The organism is Pelovirga sp. C15f (genome assembly GCF_057178085.1).
In genome coordinates, this window is the sequence record NZ_JBXUCV010000001.1 from 848,719 (window position 1) to 870,952 (window position 22,234).

Sequence of the window (22,234 nt, forward strand, 5' to 3'; positions counted from 1 at the left end):
AAAATGACCCAACATCAGCATCAACAGAGTTTTTTCATCGCTGCGGCTAAATCATCATCAAACTCGCGATCGCTGTTGTTGACAGACAGTAAATGGCGGTAGAAGCCCTCCATCAGATGCCTATGCTGATCTCGGATAAAGCGGCGGCTGAGCATGTCGAGTTGATAGAAGGGATCCTCATCCACCACCACCAGCTCAACAAAAGTGTTAACCGCCGTCTCCAGATCGCCGGTATCAACGGACAAACAGATAAGCCCTGCCAGCGCAAAAGGATCACGTCCGAAACTGATGGAGCGCCGATACGACCGGGCAGCCTCTTGCTTCATGCCAATATGGTAATAAGCATCGCCCATGCGCGTATGCAGGGCCTGCGTACCTTCAGAATCCTCAAGAATTTTCTGCCAGACCTCGATGGCTTCTTTATAGCGTTTATGCCAGCGGTGACAGTTTCCCAGACCATAAAGGGCGTAGGGATTATCCGGGGCGATCTCAAGGGCGCGGCGAAAATAAATTTCCCCCTTATCAAAATCGGCGACCCGCCAGCACAACTTACCGAGAATCGTAAGGATATGCAGTGAATTGCCGCCAAATCCCAGTATCTTTTCATAAAGCTGAATCGCTTCGTGGTCTTTACCAAGACGATGCTGTAAGTCTGCCAGACCCGACAGCGCGAAGCGATCGTCCGGCGCAAACTCGATAATACTGAGATACATTTGCTCAGCACGCTCAAATTGCAGTAACACCTTGGCACTATCGGCAATGCGTGACATCACATGCTTGTCGCGGGGACGCAGATGCAGATAGCGCTCCCACATGATGATGGCATCGCTATGCCGATTCAGTTTCTTATAAACATCGCCAAGACCGCGCAGGGCGAAGAGGTTTTTTTCATCGATGTGCAAAAGCTTTTGATAGCATTCTTCAGCAACCTCAAAGTTCTCCATTTCACGACTGGCATCACCCATCCCTGACAACAGATAAGGATTGTCCGGCTCAAGTTCGAGGCCTTCAGCAAACAACTGCCTGGCATCGTCATAACATCTTGCCCGCAATTTCTGTCGTGCTTTTTTAGACAGATCGATGATCGAAATCTGTGCCTGTGGATTTTCACTAGATTGATTTATAACCTGACTCACACTGACTCCTTACTTTGCATTTATCATAGAAATTCCAGAGAGACCGGAATTCAAAAAAACCGCTCACGCTTACTGTTGCCCATAGGTAGTGAACTTCTTCAAGACGGTTTTCATCTCTTCATGATTGACCAGAACCGGTTCACCAACCGATTTGGCTTGATAGTATATTCTGGCAACCAATTCAATTTCTTCTGCCACGTTAAAAGCCTGCTTGAGGTCAGTACCGACAGCGACCAGACCATGATTCGCCAACAGCACGGCATGATAATCAGCGATCCCGGTCACCACATTCTCAGCCAGTTCAGGACTGCCGAATGTAGCATAGTCGGCCAAGGGAACTTTCTGACCCGAGAAAGCCACAAGATAATGGACTGCTGGAATTTCCCAGTGCAGGCATGCCATCGTGGTTGCGTAAACAGAGTGAGTATGAACAACCGCGGCGACATCAGGTCTGGCCTTGTACAACGCCAGATGAAAGCCCAATTCGCTTGAAGGTTTCAGGCAGCCTTCAACTCGTTGACCGTCAAGATCAACGATAACAATATGCTTACTGCTGACGTCAGCGTAATCAATGCCACTCGGCCCGATTGCGACCAGGCCGGTCTCACGACAGAGGATACTGAGGTTGCCACCACTGCCTGTCGTTAATCCGGCTTGAACCATCTTCATGCCATAATCAACAATCTGTTGTCGTTGTTCTGCCAGCATCATAAATATTTTCCGCGTGCGGAGAGTCCAGTTTGCTGTGATAGTTAAAAGTCCTGATTGAAAAACATGTTTTTCCCAAGACTAGTTCAACTTTTATCTATAAATTTAATTTAAGGATTGTAACAGTTAACACTTTTCTCTGTCCAGCACAGGTTTTAGCTGCTAGCATTGTTACCAGAAAAAAACCAATCGACACAAAAGAAGACACCATAAAAAAAAGGAAAAAACAATGATCAACCAACAAAGAATTGCCGATGAATTCTTTCGCCTTGCCTCAATCGACAGTCCGTCCTACCAGGAGGCGGCCATAGCCGCCTATCTGCACCAGCGCTTTTCCCAACTTGGTGCTACTGTAGATTTTGACACTGCCGGGGCCACTATCGGTAGCAACAGTGGCAACATGATTGCCCGTTTTCCCGGTTCCCGTGAAGGGGAGCCTTTTGTTATCAGTGTCCATATGGATACCGTCAGCCCGGCGGAAAATGTCCAGCCGGTGTTGAAAGACGGGATTTTTACCAGTGCCGGCAATACCATTCTGGGTGCCGATGATAAAGCCGGAATCGCCGAACTGATCGAAGCCATCGAGGTCCTTAACGAACACAATATTCCCTACGGACCATTAGAGGTCGTTATCACCGTCTGTGAAGAACTGGGACTGTTGGGCGCAAAAGAGTTCGACTTTTCAACCCTCAAAGGCAAACGTGGAGTCGCCCTTGATACCACCGGCATTGACCGCATCATTACCCGTGCCCCCGCCGCCAACCGCATGAAAATTGACATTCACGGCCTCGAAGCTCACGCTGGTGTCTGCCCGGAACAAGGGCTATCTGCCATTACAATAGCCAGTAAAGCGATTGCGCGCATGACTCTGGGGCGCGTCGATGAACACACCACGGCCAACATCGGTACCATCAACGGCGGCATCGCTACCAATATTATCCCCGGTCAGGTCAGTTTGAGCGGCGAGGTGCGAAGCCACCAACCGGAGCGACTGCAACAGGTTACAGAGGCAATCATCCGTTGTTGCGAGGAAGAAGTTTACAACAGCTCCGTGGTGGTCGACGGCAAGACCCGGCTTGCATCCATGGCGATAGAAATCAGGGAAGATTTTCCCGCCATGCAGATAGCGGAAACTGCCTCCATCGTGCAACTGGTAGTGAATGCCGGCAAGACCTTGCAGCGCCCACAGCAGATTGCCGCCGCCGGCGGCGGGTCCGACGCTAATATCTTTAACAGTCACGGTATTGAAATGGTAATTCTTGGCACCGGCATGGCCAAGGTTCATACGCCACAGGAACAGGTGGCAGTTACTGATATGGAGAAGGTCAGCACCCTGCTGGTGGAAATTATCCAGAACGCCTGATTTTTTCACTCATACAGACAAAAGGAACCAACAATGGAGACAACCAGCGAGCAGGTTATCACCACAAGGTTTGACGCCGTTGCCCTGATAACCATCAACCGCCCCCAGGCCCTTAATGCGCTGGATCAGCTGACCCTGCAACAACTTGATGCTGCCGTCAGCGCGATTCAAGCCGACCCCCATATCAAGGTTGCCATTATCACGGGATCCGGCGCAAAGGCCTTTGTCGCCGGAGGAGATATCGGCGTCATGCAACCCCTTGATCCTTTAGGGGCCCGCCGAATTGCTGTCGATGTTCAGCAACTGTTTAATAAAATCGAACTTGGCAGCACGGTATTTATTGCTGCCATTAACGGTTATGCCTTAGGGGGCGGCTGTGAACTCGCCCTGGCTTGCGACATCCGGATTGCCTCCGACAATGCCCAGCTCGGGCAGCCGGAAATCAACCTTGGCATCATCCCCGGCTGGGGCGGCACCCAGCGCCTGCCGCGGCTGGTAGGCAGCAGTATGGCTAAACAGATGATGTTGACCGGTGAACGGATCAGCGCCGCTCAGGCAGCGCAGATCGGTCTGGTTAATGAAGTGGTCACGCCGACCGAGCTGATGACCAGGGCACAGGAATTAGCGGAAATCATCGCGGCGAAACCTAAAATGGCGCTGCAATTGATCAAGGAAGCGGTCAACAATGGTCTGGGAATGGATATGAATCGTGCCTTTGCTTACGAGGCTGACCTGTTCGGGTTGTGCTTTGCGACTGCTGACCAAAAAGAAGGGATGCGCGCATTTCTGGAAAAACGCCAACCGAAATGGCGCGATCAATGAAAGATCGTTATCTTTTCTGCTGTCGCTCTTGACACAGGAACATCGATCCGGGGCTGAGCAGGGCAGGAATTAATTACCAGCGCAGCGGTTCGCCACGCTGAATCAGGGCATCTTTAATCTGATCGACACAGTCGTAGGGGACCCTGATACCCCGCAGGCCATGACCGATCTGAATGGCTGAACCGGGCTCACCATGGAAATCTGAACCGCCGGTAACAACCAGGCCATGTTGTACCGCCAGACGGATCAGCCAGTCAGTGTCCTCCAGGCCGGAACCGTTATTGTAGGCTTCGATCCCATCAAGCCCCAGACTCACCAGCTCTGCTACCAGAGTTTCAAGCTGACGGCGATCACGGGTTACGTAGGGCGGGTGCGCCAGAACCACAATACCCCCGCAGGCGTGCACCAGATTAATCGCCTCATCTGCGGGAAAATAGTGTTTTGCCACATTGCAGGGGACCAGATAGCGGGTAAAAGCGTCCTCGTTACTGCTGGCATAATGATGTTGGCGTAGCACCTGAGCTATATGTGGCCGCCCGATACTGCCGCCCGCCAGCTTGCGCACTTCCTGGGCAGAGATTGGCGTCCGTCCTTCTTCAGCCAGTTTAAGATTTACGGCATCAATAATCTGTTCGTTGCGGCTGGCGCGAAATGACTGAAACTGCCCAAGTTCGGCAATCAGGCGCGGATCATGGTGATCGAAGCCATAACCAAGCAGGTGCATATCGGTATAGGTTTGCCACTGGCTTGACAACTCGACAGCCGGAATGACCTCAACACCCATGGAGGAAGCAGCCAAAGAGGCCTGATCAATACCGTCAATATTATCATGATCGGCCAGGGAAATAGCCACTAGGCCGGCCCGTGAGGCCTCCATGACGACATCTTCAGGGCGGAAAAACCCATCTGAACAGGTCGTATGGATATGCAGATCAACATAGTTACAATTCATGCTTCTATTATTCTTGTTTGTTTCATGTAACGCCAGTATTTTAATGAAAAAGACAGATAAACTATTCCGCCAGCGCCCTTGCCTCAGTATCCCGATCCGATGCTGGACAGCTTTAATCTTGTCTTGCTCAAATATTAGAACCCTCCAGGAGTGACGAACAGAGATCAACGGGAGCCCTTGACCAATTTACCACCAGCATGTACACATGGATTAGCCTGCTAAGGAGCAATGAGCCATATGCCCCCACGTTTGTCCATCGCCAATCTCAAAAGTTACTTCTTCACCCGCAATGGTCTGCTTAAGGCTGTTGACGGGGTTTCTTTTCATATTGAGCAAGGCGAAACCCTGGCGTTGGTTGGAGAATCCGGTTGTGGCAAATCCATGACCGCCCTCTCTATTTTACGCCTGCTCCCGGAACCAGGGCGTATCGTCGGTGGCGAAATCCATCTTGACGGGCGCGACCTGCTGCACTTGCCTGAAATAGAAATTCGCCGGATCCGTGGCAATGACATCTCGATGATTTTTCAGGAACCTATGACCTCCCTGAACCCGGTTCTGAAGATTGGTGATCAAATTGCTGAAGTGCTCCGCCTTCATCAAGGGCTCTCCCACCGCGAGGCTCTTGCTCAGGCAACTCATAGTCTTGTTCAAGTTGGTATTTCCGATCCACAACAGCGGTTACGTGACTACCCACACCAGCTTTCAGGGGGACAACGCCAACGGGTAATGATCGCCATGGCTCTGGCGTGTGATCCCAAGCTGCTGATTGCTGATGAGCCGACAACAGCTCTCGATGTCACAATTCAGGCTCAGATCATGGATCTGCTGCTGAAACTAAAACAAGAACGGCGCATGGCAACCCTGTTGATTACCCATGATCTGGGAATCGTCGCAAGCAACGCCGACCGGGTGGCGATCATGTATGCCGGCCAGATTATCGAAATGGGAAGCGTTGACAAGATATTTTCCAACCCGCTGCACCCCTACACCAGGGGATTATTGCAATGCGTACCGCGCATTGGAGAAAAAAGCAGCCTGGCCTCAATCACCGGTCAACTTCCTGATCTAACCAAAAACCATGAAGGGTGCCTGTTTGCCTCACGCTGTGACTGTCTGTGCGAGAGCGGACAGAAGCACCGCCCCACCCTTAAAGAAGTTGCAGAAAACCATCTGGTTCGCTGCTGGAGACATTCATAAGCATGGCACTCCTCGAGGTTAAAAACTTAAGAAAAAGCTTTAAGGTATCTGACCCAATTGGCCGCAATAGCGGAAAACTTGTCGCAGTCGATAATGTGTCTTTTACTATCCAGGCGGGCGAAACCCTGGGCCTGGTAGGCGAGTCCGGGTGTGGCAAATCTACCACAGGCAAATTGATTCTGCAGCTGCTCAAGCCCGATCAAGGGCAGATTTTTTATGCCGGCACTGAGTTGACCGGCCTCTCTGCGGCAGAAATGCGCCCCTGGCGGCGGCGCATGCAGATGATTTTTCAGGATCCCTTCTCGTCCCTCAATCCCCGTATGACGGTCGGCGCCATCTTAAGTGAGCCGCTGATTATCCACCGGCTGGTATCGACCCGCCAGATTCGCGACCGTGTCATCGACCTGCTGGAAAAAGTCGGATTGTCGGCATTACACGAGCAGCGCTACCCGCATGAATTTTCCGGTGGCCAGCGCCAGCGTATTGGAATCGCACGGGCCTTGGCAGTGGAACCGGAGCTGATCATCGCCGATGAACCGGTGTCCGCTCTTGATCTCTCGGTTCAGGCACAGATTCTCAACCTGCTGAAACAGCTTCGCGAAGAGCAACAACTAAGTTATTTATTTATTGCTCATGATCTGGCTGTGATCGAACACGTCAGTGACCGCATCGCTGTCATGTATCTGGGTAATATCGTTGAGCTTTGTGTAGCTGCGGAGCTTTATAAAAATCCCCGTCATCCCTACACCGAAGCACTGCTCAACGCCGTTCCAGTGCCCGATCCAAAACATTCCCGTCCCTTGGCCCTGCCCGGAGAAATTCCCTCACCGGTCAATCCCCCAAGCGGTTGTCATTTCCATCCACGTTGTCCCTATGCGGACAGCCGCTGCAGGCAACAGATGCCAGCGCTGGAGGCTCTTGCCGGTGACCATCATGTAGCCTGTTACCACAGTGATCAGGTCGGTCGTTATCTGGTCCGGTGATAAGCCTGCGCCCCGCCCCGCTACCCACAGATGTGAAATAACATTCGCAAATAAGCCGGAGTTAGGCTAAAATGCCTGCTAACCTGCCGATTAACCCAATCCCCTAGATACTCCATGGCTAGAATAAAAAAAAAATCAGATCTTAAACTCGGGTTACATACCCTGCAGGATATCAGTGCGCTGATTCTGCGATCCCACGATCTCCACGAAACCATCAACAATATTGTTCACCTGGTCGCCGACCGTGCCCATTCGGAAGTCTGCTCATTATACCTGCTGGACGAGGACCAGCACACGTTGGTACTGCGAGCGAGCCACGGTCTGACACCTGAGTCAATCGGCAAGGTAAAATTACAGATCGGTGAAGGGTTGACGGGCAAGGTTGCCGCAGAGCAACAGGTTCTGGCCATCATTAATCCCCAGAACCATCCCGATTATCGTTTCTTTCATGAAACCGGTGAGGAGCAATTCCACACCTTCGTCGGTATTCCGTTGCAGGATCGTAGTGCCTCCATCGGTGTTCTGGTTATCCAGACTCGTGATATTCATCACTTTTCTGATGATGAGCTGGCAACCTTAACCACCATCGCCTTTCAGGTCGCTTCAATTGTCGTAAATGCCAGACTGCTCGACACCCTGCATCGCTATGAAACCCCCGGGCCGCCACTACCCGCCTCCGCAGCAGCGCAAACTGGCAATACCGCACCGTCTCAAACCATTTCCCTTTATGGTAAAATGGCCTACCCGGGCATCATAACCGGCCCGGTGACGATCCTTGACCATGATTACGGCTTTGCTGATATTTTTGATGAATGCAACATCGATATTGATGCGGAATTGACACGACTGGATGATGCCTTACGTCAGACCCGTATTCAAACCCTTTATCTGGAGAAAAGGGTTGCCGCCCAACTTAGTCAGGAAGATGCCGCGATTTTTCACACCCATTTAATGATTCTTGAAGATCGCGGTCTCATTGAACGTCTGCATCACTTGATCGAAGAACGCCACAGTGCCCCTTATGCTTTAAAAAAAGTGATCAATGGCTATCTCGCGGCCTTTGCCCGGATGGAAGATCCCTATCTGCGTGAGCGTGCGGCGGACATGGAAGATGTCGGCAGACGCTTGCTCGCCAACCTGGTCGGCCGGGCACCAGAGGGACTGCAATTATCGCAACCCAGCATTCTGGTCGCCAAGCGTCTGCTCCCTTCGGATATGGCAATCCTTGACCATGAAAAAATCCAGGGAATCGTGCTGGAGTCCAACGAAGCAAATTCTCATTCAGTTATCATGGCCAAGGGACTCGGCATTCCAACAGTCATCGGGGTTGAAGGTGTTACCACCCACATCAGTCCCAATGACTTCCTGATCCTCGACGCCAATGCCGGCTGCCTCTACCCCAATCCATCGGCCAACATCATTTCTGAGTACCAGCGCCTGGAACAGGATCGGCTGCAGGAGAAAGAGCGTCTGCTGCTGTTACGTGATGTCACCGCTACCACCCGCGACGGCCAACAGGTATTCTTGCGCGCCAACATCGGGCTGATCAGCGACGTCGATGTCGCTATCAAGCACGGAGCCCAAGGGGTCGGTCTGTACCGTACCGAATTCCTCTACATGACCCACAGCGGCTTTCCTGACCGTCATCAGCAGTATCAGCTCTATAAAAAGGTTGTCGAAAAATTTGCCGGTATGCCGGTTACTATTCGTACTCTCGACATCGGTGGAGACAAAAGTCTCCCCTATTTTCGCCAGCCGCAGGAGAACAATCCCTTTATGGGGTGGCGCTCAATACGCATCAGCCTTGACTATCCTGATATCTTCCAGGTCCAGCTGGAAGCCATCCTCATGGCCGCAACCGCCGGCCCGTTACGACTGCTTTTCCCGATGATTTCCAACTTAAATGAGATTCGCAGCTGCAAAGAACTGGTGCGACTAGCGGCACAGCAGTTGGAAAAAGAAGGGATCCCCTGCCAACAACATATTCAGATCGGAGCGATGATCGAACTTCCAGCGGCAATCCATCTGGCGCCCCACCTGGCCAAGGAGGTCGATTTTTTTGCCCTCGGCACCAACGATCTGATTCAATACCTGCTGGCCGCTGATCGATCCAACCCACGCGTGCAGAACCACTATGATCCACTCCATCCGGCGGTGCTGCAGAGCATCGAGAGGTTGGTTGCCGTCACCCGTAGTGAGGGGACACAGCTGTGTGTGTGTGGCGAGATGGCAACCGACCCGGCTTGCCTGCTGGCCTTGATCGGTCTGGGTATCCGTGATTTTTCCTTGTCTGCACCCTATATTCCCCAGCTGAAAAACATCATCAACCAGCTCGACAGTAGCGCAGCTGAAGGCATCATCCACCAGGCACTGAAACTCGGTGACAGCTCTGACATTCGCCATCTGCTCGACTCGCATCTGGCATACTGAGCACCTTTTGTTTGTCTCTGATCAGCACAGGATTACCTGCCCTGCGGCTGCAATGACAGATTATTCGTTACGAATTTAAGCAAAAAAACAGCCGAACCCTCTCGTAAGATGGTCCGGCTGAAGCACACTAACTTTATTTAAAAAGCTCTATTCTATAACAGCGAGCAGATCTCCCTGCTCAATCGGATCTCCCTCATCAAAAACCAGCTGTTTAATGACTCCGGCGCGGCGCGTCTTCACATTGGTCTCCATTTTCATCGCCTCGGTAATCACCAGCACATCGCCTTCTTCAACCCTGTCCCCTTCCTTAACCATCAGCTTGAAAATTTTACCCGGCATCGGTGCACCGATCTCATGGCCATTGTCAGGATCAGCCTTGACGTTGCTCCGGGAATCGGTTTCTACCGAGTGATCAACAACGGTCGTCATCCGGGGTTCTCCATTGAGTTCAAAGTAGATATGACGGGTACCGTCCTCACGTACGCGCCCGATGGCACTGAGTTTCACGATCAAGGTCTTGCCGGGCTCAATCTCAATGGTGACCTCATCACCGATATCAAGACCGTAGAAAAATACCGGGGTCGGTAATACCGAAACATCACTGTGTTCCTGGCGAAAGCGATCATATTCCTCATAAACCCCGGGATAGAGAACGGCAGAGAGGACATCACGATCGGACACCTTATGCCCGAGCTTTTTCTCAAGTTCATCCTTTTTCAGGACAAAATCAGCAGGTTCAAGCAATTCCCCGGGACGGCAGGTCAACGGCTGTTCACCGCGCAGGATAATCTGTTGCAAGCGTTCAGGAAAACCACCATAGGGCTGGCCAATCATCCCCTTGAAGAAATCGACTACCCCCTTGGGAAAGGCCATCTCTTCACCACGCTCAAAAACATCTTCCGGAGTCAGATTGTTCTGCACCATGAACATGGCCATATCGCCGACAATTTTAGACGACGGCGTGACCTTGATCAGATCACCAAACATATCGTTGACAGTGCGATACATCCGTTTGCACTCTTCCCAGCGATGGCCCAGCCCTAAGCCTTCAACCTGCGGCTTGAAATTGGAATACTGACCGCCGGGAATTTCATGGTAGTAAACTTGTGCCGTTCCGCTGCGAAGTTCCGACTCGAAAGGGGCATAGTAGGTGCGGCAGGTTTCCCAGTAGTTGGCAAGTTCCTGCAATCCGTCATTGTCCATCTGCGGATCCCAGATGGTTCCCTCCAGAGCTGCCAGGAGAGCATTCATGTTAGGCTGCGCGGTCAAGCCGGAAACTGATGACAGAGCCACGTCAACAATATCACAACCGGCCTGAGTCGCCATCAACAGCATGGCCCCACCATTACTGGAGGTATCGTGGGTATGCAGATGAATCGGCAAACTGACCTCATTTTTAAGCGCTTTGACCAGTTTCTCTGCAGCAAAAGGCTTGATCAAGCCGGCCATGTCTTTGATGGCCAGAATATGGGCACCCATCTTCTCCAGTTCCTTGGCCATGGAAACATAATATTCCAGCGGATATTTATCGCGTTTGGGATCAAGAATATTGCCGGTATAGCAGATAGCTGCCTCACAAATGGTGCCGCTCTTGCGCACGGCATCCATCGCCACCTGCATCCCTTTGGTCCAGTTCAGTGAATCAAAGACACGGAACACATCGATGCCGCTCTGTGCTGCCTTGGCGACAAATTCCTGAACGACATTATCGGGATAATTAGTGTAACCCACTGCATTTGAACCGCGCAGCAGCATCTGAAAAAGAATATTCGGTACCTTGGCGCGCAAACGATCAAGGCGTTCCCACGGATCTTCGCGTAAAAAACGCATGGATACATCGTAGGTAGCGCCTCCCCACATCTCCAGGGAGAAGAGACCACCACCAAGGTGCGCAGTTGCTTCAGCAATCCGGTCAAGATCAAAAGTACGAAAGCGGGTGGCTACCAGAGACTGATGGGCATCACGCATGGTGGTATCGGTAATCAACAACTGTTTGTGATTGCGAGCCCACTGCGCCAAACCTTCCGGGCCTTTTTCGCGTAAAATATCCCGTGTGCCGCGGGGATGCTGCTGGCCGTAGGGAATTTCGGGGATATCCGGTTCACGTAAAGAAGAAAACTTAAGGGCTTTATGGGACGGAATACCGGGATATCCGTTGACGGTTATATCACCGATATAATTCAAAATTTTATTCGCGCGATCCTGCTTGACGCGTACTTCGAAAACTTCCGGATGTTTTTCAAGAAATGAGGTATCGCAATCGCCGGCTAAAAAAACCGGATGGGTAATTACTTTCTCCAAAAAGCCGATATTGGTTTTTACTCCCCGAATCCGGAATTCCTGTAGAGCACGGTGCATGGTGCGTGACGCATCAAGGAAGGTCAGCCCCCAGGTTGAAATTTTGACCAGCAGGGAATCGTAATCAGGGGTAATCACAGCGCCGGCATAACCGGCTGCAGCATCCAGTCGTACACCGAAACCGGCAGCGGTACGATAGGCTTTGATGGTGCCGAAATCGGGCGCGAAATTGTTGCCGGGATCTTCCGTAGTAATCCGTGACTGAATCGCAAAACCTCGCAGTTCAATATCCTTCTGGCTTTTGATACCGATTTCCGGATCACTGAGCTTATGTCCCTGGGCGACACGAATCTGCGCCTGCACCAGATTCCGCAGGGTTACCAGTTCGGTGACCGTATGTTCAACCTGAATCCGCGGATTAACTTCAATAAAGTAGAAGTTCTCCTCCTTGTCCATCAGAAATTCAACCGTACCGGCGTTGATGTAACCCACCGAGTTAGCTATTTTCAGGGCGTAAGAACAGAGTTCTTCACGTTTTTCTGGTGTCAGATAGAGAGATGGTGCTATTTCGATGACCTTTTGATGACGGCGCTGAATCGAGCAGTCCCGCTCATAAAAATGAACCAGGTTGCCATGCTTATCGCCCAGGATCTGAACCTCAACATGCTTGGGATTTTTTACATATTTCTCAAGAAAAATCGTCGCATCACCGAAAGAGGCTTTAGCTTCTGAAGCTGCGCTGCGCAACCCTTCAAGCAATTCTTTCTGATTTTGAGCGACGCGCATACCACGACCGCCACCGCCGGCACTGGCTTTGACAATAATCGGATAACCCGATGCTTTAGCGAAGATCAGAGCTTCTTCTTCAGTGCGGACCGGATCGGCTGTACCAGGGACAATGGGAACGCCGGCTTCAACAGCTACCTTGCGTCCAGAAACCTTGTCACCCAGACGGCGCTGAATGTCGGGGGTAGGCCCAATAAAAGCAATACCGGCACGTTCGCACGCTGCCGAAAATTCCGCATTCTCAGACAAAAAACCGTAACCTGGATGAATCGCATCAACATTTTTCTTGCGCGCCAGATCGATAATCTCATCGATTCCCAGGTAAGCATCAATAGCGCCCTTCCCTTTGCCGACCAGATAGGCTTCATCCGCCTTGTAGCGGTGTAGAGAAAGGCGATCCTGTTCGGAGTAAATGGCTACAGTAGAAATGCCCAGTTCGGTACAGGCGCGGAAAATCCGGATTGCAATTTCACCCCGGTTAGCTGCCATAATTTTTTTAAATTTCGTTATACTCATAACACTGGCCACTCCTTGAAAGAGATCGAATATCAAATCTGTGAATTTTTGAGATCACTAAATTTTTTTATTAAAAGTAAATTTATCACTATATTTCAGTAACTTGTGCAGGTTTCAAGATGCAAAGAGACAATAAAATACCGACTTTGTCAAGCTAGAATAGTGTTTTACTTTTATCAGAAAGGGTACCCAAATAAAGAACAGTGAACCGCCTTTATGGTCTTTCAAGTGAAAAATCAGCAGCATACAAACTAAATAATAATTACCCCATAAGGGATAATCGCTGCAAAAAACTGGATTTTAATTTTTATTATGTACAGATCTTATCACAGCGGAAGTTGCACAATGACGTGATGGGTGTGGAGCGGCAAGAGTACGGCCTCAGGTAAAACCAGCCCGAAGGTAAAAAGGGAAGAAGGTCAAGCAATCATCAGCTGTAAATTTCCAGTCGTGCCGGGCCGGAATCATGGACTCCCCTGGCATATGCCGACGCCCCCTGTTCAACAGATAACCCGGGCTGGGTGTTATTATCAGGATTCAGTTGTCTCTCTCTTTCTGCCGTCTGCTCCTGTGCTATTTCACTGCGTGCCTGGGCCGCCATTGCCTGAGCTTGTTGAGCAACTTTCATATCCTGAGCGCTGGGCTGCGCCGGCGCCAGAGCTGCTGCTCGTATCTGCCGGGCTTTTTGCTGTGTCGCTTGAGGATCACCCGGGATGGGTGAAATATCGATACTGACAGAGCCACCAACAGCGTAAGTGCGCCCGTCAGGTCCACGTTCATAATCGTAAGCAGGGGCACCAGCGTGAGCTCCCCCGGCTGCAGCATGGGCGGCCTCATGGGCGCGAACTTCGCGGTCGCGCATCTGCAACTCACGAATTTCCAATGCTTCACGGCTAAGGTCCAGTTCATCGGCAACAGAGGACGCCCGAATCTGTTCCTGTTCAGCTTTGGGGTTTTCTTCAGTTTTTTCAGACTTACGGTCTGCTTCAGCGGTATCGGCGACACCCTGGGGGGGACCGAAACGAGGGGTCATTGCGGCAAAACGAAAGGGGTTATGGACCCCGATGCTGATCAACGTGTCGAGCATCAATATCTCCATAAAAAGACCTACCCGGAGAATCTACCACAACACCACTATTAAATACAAATAATCTCCACCTCCAGCCCTTTAAGAAAAAAAGGCGACAGGGGACGCGTAGGAACATTGCAGGGCATCATCCGTGCGCCCCGGCAAATAAATCAGCACCGTATCTGTTCAGCACCGTCCTTGCCGCAGAACCTTCGACCCGGTGCTGAACAGATACTTCTTGTCAAACACAAAGAAGTCAGTAACCACTATTTTGCGGAATGTTTTTCCATACGCTTACGCTCGTTGGCATCCAGATAACGCTTGCGCAAACGGATCGATTTTGGAGTAATTTCAACCAGTTCATCATCATCGATATACTCAAGCGCCTGCTCCAGCGACATATTTTTGGGCGGCGTAATACGTACCGCATCATCACTCCCCGATGCCCGGACGTTGGTCAACTTCTTGCCTCTGCAGGCATTAACCACCAGATCATTTTCACGCGAGTGCTGACCAATGATCATCCCTTCGTAAACCTGCACCCCGGGACCAACAAACAGAATCCCCCGTTCCTGCAGGTTAAACAGTGAGTAAGCAACAGTTTCACCGGCTTCCATGGCAATCAGCACACCATTTTTTCGCCCCTCAATCGGGCCCTTGTAGGGAGCATAGCTGTGGAAACTGTGGTTCATCACGCCGGTACCGCGGGTATCCGTCATAAATTCGGTACGAAAACCGATTAATCCTCGTGCCGGGATCTGAAACTCAATCCGGTTGGTGCCTTCCATGGTCTGCATGGAAGTCATTTCTGCCTTGCGCCTGCCAAGCTTTTCGATCACCGTCCCCTGATACTCCTCAGGCACATCGATCGCCAGATATTCTATCGGTTCACACTTCTCGCCATCAACTTCACGGTAAATAACTTCCGGTTTGGAAACCGAAAGCTCAAACCCCTCACGACGCATGTTCTCAATCAGAATAGACAGATGCAGTTCCCCACGTCCAGACACCTTAAAGGTGTCGGTACTGGCAGTATCTTCAACCCGCAACGACACATTGGTCCGCAGTTCTTTCGTCAACCGCTCTCGAATGTTACGAGAAGTCACCCATTTGCCTTCACGACCGGCGAAGGGGGAGTTGTTAACGATAAAGTTCATCGACAACGTCGGCTCATCAATAGCGACATAGGGCAAGGCTTGCGGATTATCTTCATCCGCGAGGGTTTCACTGATCCCCATTTCCTCAAAACCGGCAACCGTGACTATATCCCCGGCACTGGCCTCACTGATTTCCACCTGCTGCAAACCCTGGTAACCAAGCAGTTTGGTAACGCGGCCATAGGTCACCTTGCCATCGCGGTCAATCCGCGCCACTGACTCACCGGCGTGAACGGTGCCGTTGGCGATTTTTCCGGTCGCGGTGCGGCCAATAAACTTATTATAATCGATGCTGCTGATCAGCATCTGGAAAGGGGCAGTCGGATCACCTGAAGGAGGATCCACGCGGTCACGAATCATGTCGAACAGAGGCTGCAGGTTCTTTGATTCCTCTTCCAGTACCGCCTTAGCAATCCCGAACTTAGCACTCGCATAAACAATGGGGAAATCAAGTTGCTGCTCGTTAGCGTTTAGTTCGCAGAACAGATCGAAGACCATATCGACCACCGCTTCCGGACGCGCTCCGGGGCGATCAATTTTGTTGATAACCACGATCGGCTTGATCCCCAGGTCCAGAGATTTCTTCAACACGAAGCGGGTTTGCGGCATCGGACCATCAAAAGCATCAACAAGCAACAATACCGAATCAACCATTTTCAGAATTCGCTCAACTTCACCGCCAAAATCGGCATGGCCCGGCGTATCAACAATGTTGATCTTCAGATCACCGCGCTGCACTGCCAGGTTTTTCGACAGAATAGTGATGCCGCGTTCTTTTTCCAGATCATTACTATCCATGACCCGCTCGGTAATGACCTGATGCTCACGGAACACCCCCGACTGTACCAGCATGGCATCCACCAGCGTGGTTTTTCCGTGGTCAACGTGAGCGATAATGGCAATGTTACGAATATTTTCAATCATTCTAAACCCCTTATAAATCATGATTTTCTGGCAAAAGGAGCGCGATTATGGCAGAAAAGGGTAAGCAATCCAAGATAAATCATTAACAAGTCTATCTAGCTGTTAATGCAGCTATTTTTATATAAACTTGACAGTCCCGGCGTGAATTCTTATGTTCTGAGTCAGCAAAAACCTTCAACCGAACCGGAAAAACCATGGCACCATCGAACATCATCCTTACCGGTTTTATGGGCACCGGCAAAAGCACTATCGGTCGGGCCCTGGCGGCGCGGCTTGACGCAACCTTTATCGATACCGACCTCGTGATAGAGCAGCGCACCAATTGCCGCATCACAGACATCTTTTCCCGTCAAGGAGAGGCGGCTTTCCGGCAGATGGAGGCTGAACTGGCACTGAATCTGGCTGATCGGCACGACCTGGTTATTGCCACTGGAGGGGGATTTTTTACCAATCCGGAAAACATCAGAGTATTACAGCAAAGCGGCCGAATCGTTTGTCTAACGGCTACACCGCTAGAAATTCTGGACCGCATCAAAAAACAGGGACAGATTCGTCCACTGTTACAACATTCCCACCCGTTGGAGCACATCAACCGGCTGTTACAAGAACGTGAACCAGTATATCGCCAGTTTTCACAAATCCCCACCAGCGGCCAGACTGTTCACCAGGTTGTTGATACAATCATCAACCTTCTGACTTCTGACTCCTGATTTTTATATTCTGCCTTTCTAACAACCACACCCGCAATTATGACAGACAACCTTGTCACTGCCTTGTGGCTCGATGGTTTCAGGGGCAAAACACACCCGGTTGACCCCGCGGCGGATGTCTTCAGCCAGATCAAGGTGTTGGCTGGCGCCAATCACATGGCCGAGACACATATTACCGACTCCATGGGCGGGGCAGCGTAATCGAACACTATTGAGCAAATCGCCGTAACCCTTGATATCCATGGTCATGCCTGCCTCATCAACCGCTTTGAAATCAAACCCCAGGGGCACCAACTCCGCGCTTAACTCGACCAAAAGAGCGTCAAGCTTTTCCTGGTTAATCATCTGCCGCCATTTGTCGGCACGATAGTGACGCTGATAAAAAACGACGCTTATTTCTTTAAAATTTGTCTGTGCCACGATCGTGATCCTGTCTCTTGGTAATTTTTCTCCGGACTAATCGAGGGGGAGATATTCAACCCGGATGATATCAAGCTCTTCGCGCCCGCCAGGTGTCTGAACTGTTACTTCATCTCCTTCGCGCGCACCCAAAAGCGCCTTGCCGACCGGAGAGAACCAGCTGATACGACCTCGGCTGGCATCCATTTCATCACCACCGACAAGACTCAAACAGCGCCGCTCACCATCGCCATTTTCTACGGTGACCGATGCTCCAAAAAGAACCCGATCGCCGGCATTTTTTGCCTGTTCCAACGGATCAACGATGATCGCGCTATCAAGCTGGCCAGTGATAAAACGGATGCGACGATCGATTTCCCGCAAACGTTTTTTGCCATAATGATAATCAGCGTTTTCCGAGCGATCACCATTGGATGCCGCCCACGCCACGGTTTCCACCATCTGTGGGCGCTCCTGATACAGCAGACACTTCAACTCACCACGGAGTCGTTCAGCACAACCGGGAGTCATATAGTTTTTACGTTGCTCGTTCATTTGCCTGGTTTCAATTCAATGCAGAGCCTAACACCACGCTGCCTGTGTCGATATATCATACTTGAGTAACAATTCAGTCCCTGCATTGATCAGGATCTCGGCTGTTATGCTACGCAGATATACATTTATCTCGGATCCAGGTCTTCCAGCATCGACTTGGCAAAATTCTTCGCCCTGCCACCAGGGGCCATCATACCATAGGCCATACTTTCCAGCAGCTCATCCTCACTGGCTCCATTCTCCTTCGCGACCGCGAAGTGCTTTTTGAGTCAGTCAGGGCATTGCACCGCAATAGCACAAGCTACTCGGATCAATTCACGGGTTTTGATGTCAAGAACTTCCGGATAGTCAAAATCAAAAAACTTCTTACGGATATCCATCCACGCCTCCTTTGATGCAAAAAAAACCAAGCTCCTCAATAATAGCAGAAGAGCTTGGGTTTCTATAGTGACACAAACCAGCGAAAATTGGGTTTGTTTACGCTAGGCTATTTGCTCTCTTCAACCATATACTCAACCGCAGCGCGGACATCATCATCACTTAAATTACGATTGCCACCACGTGCCGGCATACGACCTATCCCCTTGATGCTGTTTTCTACCAGTTCTTCTATATCTGCACTAAAGCGCGCATTTCCAATCTTGGGAGCCCCCATAATCCCGGAATCATGGCAACTGCGGCAGCTTTGTTGATAAATCGAACTGCCTTTATCAAAGGTTGCTGCAGCGGGTGTCAGTGCGGCTAAACGTTCGCTCCCCTGTTGAACCAATTTTTCAGCACCCGCTTCCAATTCTTGCGCCTTGGCGGCAACAGCATCCGATGCCTTGTCAACGTATTGTACCGCTTCATCTTTAATTTCCTGACCCTTCTCCATCACCTGATCGGCAGCCTTCTGAACAGTATCTGTTGCCCGCTCCATTGTACCCTCAGCAGGTTTGGATGCCGGTGAAGGTGACTGTGTTGTCTCGGTAGAATCATTGCTGCAGGCAACCATAAATAAAGCGACAAAAATCAGAACCAATACTTTTTTCATTTTATTTCTCCTTGTGATGAAAAACGCATAACAACCTCAGACGCCGGGTAACCATCCAGAACACATATGGAAAGTTACCAGTTACATACTACAGACCCAAGAACACTCTGTCCCTGGTACAGGGTTGAGGCTCCGGTGCTGAACACTTACCCACCAATATCCGTCTACCTCAATTTCCACCCAGACGGTCACCGAGGCCTTTCAGCAGATCACCGGCTTTTTCTTTGATCACTTTTTTATCTTCCTCAGGCACAGTGATCTGTAACCTTTCTTCGAGATCACCAGTTAAACTGTCAACCTGCTGGCGCGCCCGATCAATCACCCCTGTTTGCAGCGACTGCAAATCACTGAGTTCGCCTGAGAGCAGTCGTGCCAGAGCTGGTGATAACTGCCCCGAACTTTTTTGTGCGGTCGTCAGAATAACCTGAACCACCTTTTCTATCAGTTCCGGCATGGTCAACCCGCCCTGTTCATCACCAAGATTGCGCAGTTCAATCTTTGGCAAAACCAGATTCAGTGATGAATTCTGGCCAAAAGCTTCGAGATTGGCATTGACCTGAACATCCTCCAGAGAAAAGAGTGTAACAACAAACTTTTTGCCGCTCTCCTGGTTGGCTGATGCCGGGGCACCCGCCGCATTGCCACCTTCGGTGGCCAGACTGCGTGCTCTTTCCAGCAGCGGATTGACGTTGTTCCGGCCACCTTTTTGTTCAAGATTAACGCGTATACCACTGATCGCAACCCGTGGAATCGTCACCGTATCACTGAGCAGGGACTTCAGCGATACCGCTATATTGGCCTGACCAAGCTCAAGGAACTGTTGCGCTGAAAATCCCGGGGGATTGGCAATCGCCAGCTGACTCATGGTCGCTTCCCCCCCGGCCAGGGAGATATCAATATTACCGACCCGGGTTTGTACACCAAGGGCCGTCTCTCCCCCCTTCTCGATCCCTTTTTCCACCAGGGTATCGGCGTAAAATACAACCACCGCCCCGGCAGCCAGTGCCAACACCAGCACCAGTCCGATCAACTTAGCCAACATGTTCATAAATCACTCCCCAAAAAATCAACCGCCTGAAGCATACGAAGAACCTACCTGGACGTTCTAAAAGAAAGGAAAGCCTTAAACGCGCGAGAATGAACTTGGATTACAAAGATTTTTGGCATAACGAGCCACCGCATTGCAATTAAGGCAGGTATGACCTGGGTTTGCCATCAGAGCGTTGGCATCATCGTGGCGACCCTCACGGCGCAGTTGGCAAATATGCATCCAATGTGAACTGGGATCTTTACATTCGTGATCATCAACTCCCGTCATACAGGCTCCTTACAAAAATTAGTTCTGTTTTGATTATAGCACTAATCCGGATAAAACTGAGGAAAGGAAAAATTTTCAGGGATTATTTCTGAATTTATGACTAAAGTTTTCTTCTTCTTCGGGGCTGCCGATCAGAATCAGACCCATCCCCTCGGCCAATACGGTTTCCGGGGGCGGAGAGACAATCGGATCGGTTGATTCCGGCAACTCCAAAGCAACGATCGAACACCCGGTTTTCGGGCGAATCTGGGATTCGGTAATGCTCAAGCCTACCAGCGAGGAAGGCAGGGGCGCACGAAAGACATCAATCCCTTCCGTCAGGAAAATGGTCTCCTTGCCTTCAAGGACATTGTTAAGGATATTGGCACCGACCGATGCGTTGGAAATAACAAAATCGGCGCCGGCAGCATATAGCTGGTCAACATTTTCCTCCTGGTTAGAGCGGGCAACAATACGCATATGGGGACGCTGGCGGCGGCTGGCGAGGGTTAGAAAAATATTGGTGCTATCATCATTGGTCGTCACAATCAAACCTTTGGCATCTTCTATCCCCGATTCCAGTAACAGATGACGACTGGTCGCATCACCGATGACGGTAATATGATCCATGCATTCGAGGTTATTGGTACGATCGATGATCACAAAAGGGATGGAGCGCCGCTCCAGATACCTGGCGGCACTGCAGCCGATGCGTCCGTGACCGAGCACCATCACCAGATCAGTCTTGTCCTTTTCGTCGGTAATTTCTTCAAGGGCATGAAGTTGCTCACGGGTTCCGGCCAGCACCATCAGCGCCAGCGGGGAAAGAACACTGCCGGCTTGGGGAATGGTAAAGGTTCCCCGCTCCCATAAGCCGATGACCGCCAGTCCCGTCTGCTGGCGAATTTTTGCTTCGGCGAGGGTCTGGCCAACAAAGGGGGTCGATTTCACCGGCATTTCGGCTATCAGCAGCTTTCCAAAGGCATCAAGGATATGAGCCGTTGCCCCCAGGGTGGTAGCACGCGACGCGAGATAGCTCCCCAGTATTCGCTTGAGAGGAATTGCCCGGTTGGCGCCGGCCAGCCGCAACAACTCGGTGCGTTCCGGCTCATCAACCATGGTAGCAATTGGCGTATCACAAAGGGAACGAATCGTCAGACAGATGTTGGTATTTAGTGGATCGCTCAAGTTGGCAATCACATGGCGAGCCTTGTCAACCTGAATATTTTTTAAAAAAGTCACATTAGCCGGACGGCCAACCACCACATGCAGACCTTCTTCTTCGAGCTGGATTGCTTCATCCTGATTCGAGGTCACGATCACATAGGGGGTATGGTGAGAGATCAGTTTACGCGTCAAGGCGCGAGTAATACTGTCATAACCAAAAATGATCACATGATCCCTGTAATCAGCATGTAGGTGGGTTTTGGGGCGATACCGCAGACGCTGCTCTATCCAGGGCGCGAGAAACAGACTGACCATACCGAACGGCAGTAGAATCAGCATAAAAATCACCCCTGAAAGTGTCACCAGGGCAGAAAATATATGACCGGGATCGGTACTGAAAACATAGTCTCCATACCCCAGTGTGCTCATGGTAATAATGGTCCAATAGACCCCGGTAAAAAAGGAATAGTGGCGCCCCTCGAGATACTCCATCAACACCGTGAACAGCGCGGCGTAGATCATCACCATCAAAAACAGAAAAAAACAGTAAAGAACCAGTAGTTTAAGGTTTTTTCGCGCTTCACCACGCAGAAAAAAAGCGAACTCGTTAACAGGAAATTTCATAAAGATCCAATCCACGCAGGACTAAAGATTGTCACACATCATCTTCTACTTAAAAAAATGGACAAAGGAAACTTTTAGCGAAATTTCGCCGGGAAGGCAAGTTTCGGG

General features: G+C 50.7%; 18 protein-coding genes. 6 read left to right on the forward strand and 12 right to left on the reverse strand.

Features of this window, described 5'->3' with window-relative positions:
* Positions 1 to 20 precede the first annotated feature (20 nt).
* Both AC1931_RS03970 and AC1931_RS03975 read right to left on the reverse strand, forming a co-directional pair.
* On the reverse strand, positions 21 to 1,136 hold the full coding sequence (locus AC1931_RS03970) for a tetratricopeptide repeat protein (protein WP_483875926.1): 1,116 nt from the start codon (positions 1,134 to 1,136) through the stop codon (positions 21 to 23).
* Between the two features lie 69 nt (positions 1,137 to 1,205).
* On the reverse strand, positions 1,206 to 1,847 hold the full coding sequence (locus AC1931_RS03975; protein WP_483875927.1) for an L-fuculose-phosphate aldolase: 642 nt from the start codon (positions 1,845 to 1,847) through the stop codon (positions 1,206 to 1,208).
* 226 nt (positions 1,848 to 2,073) lie between these two features.
* Here AC1931_RS03975 and AC1931_RS03980 point away from each other — a divergent pair, with 226 nt between their 5' ends.
* Together AC1931_RS03980 and AC1931_RS03985 are read left to right on the forward strand one after the other, a co-directional pair.
* Entirely contained in the window at positions 2,074 to 3,207 is a 1,134-nt protein-coding gene (locus AC1931_RS03980; RefSeq protein WP_483875928.1) for a M20/M25/M40 family metallo-hydrolase, read from the forward strand.
* Between the two features lie 33 nt (positions 3,208 to 3,240).
* Positions 3,241 to 4,029 carry an enoyl-CoA hydratase/isomerase family protein gene (locus tag AC1931_RS03985; protein ID WP_483875929.1) on the forward strand — a complete coding sequence of 263 codons (789 nt, stop codon included), beginning with the start codon at positions 3,241 to 3,243 and terminating at the stop codon, positions 4,027 to 4,029.
* A 73-nt stretch (positions 4,030 to 4,102) separates the two neighbouring features.
* On the opposite strand, the gene AC1931_RS03990 is transcribed toward AC1931_RS03985, so the two are convergent.
* Positions 4,103 to 4,981 (reverse strand): PHP domain-containing protein, encoded by an 879-nt coding sequence (locus tag AC1931_RS03990; RefSeq protein WP_483875930.1) that lies wholly within the window; start codon positions 4,979 to 4,981, stop codon positions 4,103 to 4,105.
* Between the two features lie 237 nt (positions 4,982 to 5,218).
* Here AC1931_RS03990 and AC1931_RS03995 point away from each other — a divergent pair, with 237 nt between their 5' ends.
* From AC1931_RS03995 to ptsP, 3 genes are all read left to right on the forward strand, one after another.
* Positions 5,219 to 6,178: an ABC transporter ATP-binding protein gene (locus tag AC1931_RS03995; protein ID WP_483875931.1), complete on the forward strand. Its 960-nt coding sequence runs from the start codon at positions 5,219 to 5,221 to the stop codon at positions 6,176 to 6,178.
* A 2-nt stretch (positions 6,179 to 6,180) separates the two neighbouring features.
* The gene (locus tag AC1931_RS04000) at positions 6,181 to 7,161 is read left to right on the forward strand and encodes an ABC transporter ATP-binding protein (RefSeq protein WP_483875932.1); all 981 of its coding nucleotides are present in this window, start codon (positions 6,181 to 6,183) and stop codon (positions 7,159 to 7,161) included.
* A 114-nt stretch (positions 7,162 to 7,275) separates the two neighbouring features.
* Positions 7,276 to 9,591, forward strand: coding sequence for a phosphoenolpyruvate--protein phosphotransferase (gene ptsP / locus AC1931_RS04005; RefSeq protein ID WP_483875933.1), 2,316 nt, complete (start codon positions 7,276 to 7,278; stop codon positions 9,589 to 9,591).
* Between the two features lie 147 nt (positions 9,592 to 9,738).
* Here the strand turns inward: ptsP and AC1931_RS04010 are convergent, their stop codons facing one another.
* The 3 genes from AC1931_RS04010 to typA all read right to left on the reverse strand — a co-directional run bounded on the left by AC1931_RS04010 (position 9,739) and on the right by typA (position 16,341).
* Entirely contained in the window at positions 9,739 to 13,191 is a 3,453-nt protein-coding gene (locus AC1931_RS04010) for a pyruvate carboxylase (RefSeq protein ID WP_483875934.1), read from the reverse strand.
* A gap of 430 nt (positions 13,192 to 13,621) precedes the next feature.
* Positions 13,622 to 14,278: a putative metalloprotease CJM1_0395 family protein gene (locus tag AC1931_RS04015; RefSeq protein ID WP_483875935.1), complete on the reverse strand. Its 657-nt coding sequence runs from the start codon at positions 14,276 to 14,278 to the stop codon at positions 13,622 to 13,624.
* Positions 14,279 to 14,526: 248 nt separating this feature from the next.
* Positions 14,527 to 16,341 carry a translational GTPase TypA gene (gene typA / locus AC1931_RS04020; RefSeq protein WP_483875936.1) on the reverse strand — a complete coding sequence of 605 codons (1,815 nt, stop codon included), beginning with the start codon at positions 16,339 to 16,341 and terminating at the stop codon, positions 14,527 to 14,529.
* 194 nt (positions 16,342 to 16,535) lie between these two features.
* On the opposite strand from typA, the gene AC1931_RS04025 reads away from it, so the two are divergent.
* Positions 16,536 to 17,051, forward strand: a complete 516-nt coding sequence (locus AC1931_RS04025) for a shikimate kinase (protein WP_483875937.1) — start codon at positions 16,536 to 16,538, stop codon at positions 17,049 to 17,051.
* Between the two features lie 18 nt (positions 17,052 to 17,069).
* On the opposite strand, the gene AC1931_RS04030 is transcribed toward AC1931_RS04025, so the two are convergent.
* From AC1931_RS04030 to AC1931_RS04055, 6 genes are all read right to left on the reverse strand, one after another.
* Entirely contained in the window at positions 17,070 to 17,471 is a 402-nt protein-coding gene (locus tag AC1931_RS04030; protein WP_483875938.1) for a hypothetical protein, read from the reverse strand.
* 36 nt (positions 17,472 to 17,507) lie between these two features.
* On the reverse strand, positions 17,508 to 18,005 hold the full coding sequence (gene greB, locus AC1931_RS04035) for a transcription elongation factor GreB (RefSeq protein ID WP_483875939.1): 498 nt from the start codon (positions 18,003 to 18,005) through the stop codon (positions 17,508 to 17,510).
* 125 nt (positions 18,006 to 18,130) lie between these two features.
* Complete coding sequence (locus tag AC1931_RS04040; RefSeq protein WP_483875940.1) at positions 18,131 to 18,385, reverse strand: GSU3128 family (seleno)protein; 255 nt, start codon at positions 18,383 to 18,385, stop codon at positions 18,131 to 18,133.
* 107 nt (positions 18,386 to 18,492) lie between these two features.
* Entirely contained in the window at positions 18,493 to 19,038 is a 546-nt protein-coding gene (locus AC1931_RS04045; RefSeq protein WP_483875941.1) for a c-type cytochrome, read from the reverse strand.
* A gap of 169 nt (positions 19,039 to 19,207) precedes the next feature.
* Positions 19,208 to 20,086 carry a DUF748 domain-containing protein gene (locus AC1931_RS04050; protein WP_483875942.1) on the reverse strand — a complete coding sequence of 293 codons (879 nt, stop codon included), beginning with the start codon at positions 20,084 to 20,086 and terminating at the stop codon, positions 19,208 to 19,210.
* Positions 20,087 to 20,431: 345 nt separating this feature from the next.
* Positions 20,432 to 22,126, reverse strand: coding sequence for a potassium channel family protein (locus AC1931_RS04055; protein WP_483875943.1), 1,695 nt, complete (start codon positions 22,124 to 22,126; stop codon positions 20,432 to 20,434).
* Positions 22,127 to 22,234 lie beyond the last annotated feature (108 nt).

Excerpts from the sequence above, each read along its gene's own strand:
- AC1931_RS04015 (WP_483875935.1), bottom strand. The coding sequence starts at position 14,278 with ATGCTCGACACGTTGATCAGCATCGGGGTCCATAACCCCTTTCGTTTT.
- AC1931_RS04050 (WP_483875942.1), bottom strand. The coding sequence starts at position 20,086 with ATGAACATGTTGGCTAAGTTGATCGGACTGGTGCTGGTGTTGGCACTG.
- AC1931_RS04055 (WP_483875943.1), bottom strand. The coding sequence starts at position 22,126 with ATGAAATTTCCTGTTAACGAGTTCGCTTTTTTTCTGCGTGGTGAAGCG.
- greB (WP_483875939.1), bottom strand. The coding sequence starts at position 18,005 with ATGAACGAGCAACGTAAAAACTATATGACTCCCGGTTGTGCTGAACGA.
- AC1931_RS03995 (WP_483875931.1), top strand. The coding sequence starts at position 5,219 with ATGCCCCCACGTTTGTCCATCGCCAATCTCAAAAGTTACTTCTTCACC.
- typA (WP_483875936.1), bottom strand. The coding sequence starts at position 16,341 with ATGATTGAAAATATTCGTAACATTGCCATTATCGCTCACGTTGACCAC.
- AC1931_RS04045 (WP_483875941.1), bottom strand. The coding sequence starts at position 19,038 with ATGAAAAAAGTATTGGTTCTGATTTTTGTCGCTTTATTTATGGTTGCC.
- AC1931_RS04010 (WP_483875934.1), bottom strand. The coding sequence starts at position 13,191 with ATGAGTATAACGAAATTTAAAAAAATTATGGCAGCTAACCGGGGTGAA.
- AC1931_RS04025 (WP_483875937.1), top strand. The coding sequence starts at position 16,536 with ATGGCACCATCGAACATCATCCTTACCGGTTTTATGGGCACCGGCAAA.
- AC1931_RS03980 (WP_483875928.1), top strand. The coding sequence starts at position 2,074 with ATGATCAACCAACAAAGAATTGCCGATGAATTCTTTCGCCTTGCCTCA.
- ptsP (WP_483875933.1), top strand. The coding sequence starts at position 7,276 with ATGGCTAGAATAAAAAAAAAATCAGATCTTAAACTCGGGTTACATACC.
- AC1931_RS04000 (WP_483875932.1), top strand. The coding sequence starts at position 6,181 with ATGGCACTCCTCGAGGTTAAAAACTTAAGAAAAAGCTTTAAGGTATCT.
- AC1931_RS03990 (WP_483875930.1), bottom strand. The coding sequence starts at position 4,981 with ATGAATTGTAACTATGTTGATCTGCATATCCATACGACCTGTTCAGAT.
- AC1931_RS03985 (WP_483875929.1), top strand. The coding sequence starts at position 3,241 with ATGGAGACAACCAGCGAGCAGGTTATCACCACAAGGTTTGACGCCGTT.
- AC1931_RS03975 (WP_483875927.1), bottom strand. The coding sequence starts at position 1,847 with ATGATGCTGGCAGAACAACGACAACAGATTGTTGATTATGGCATGAAG.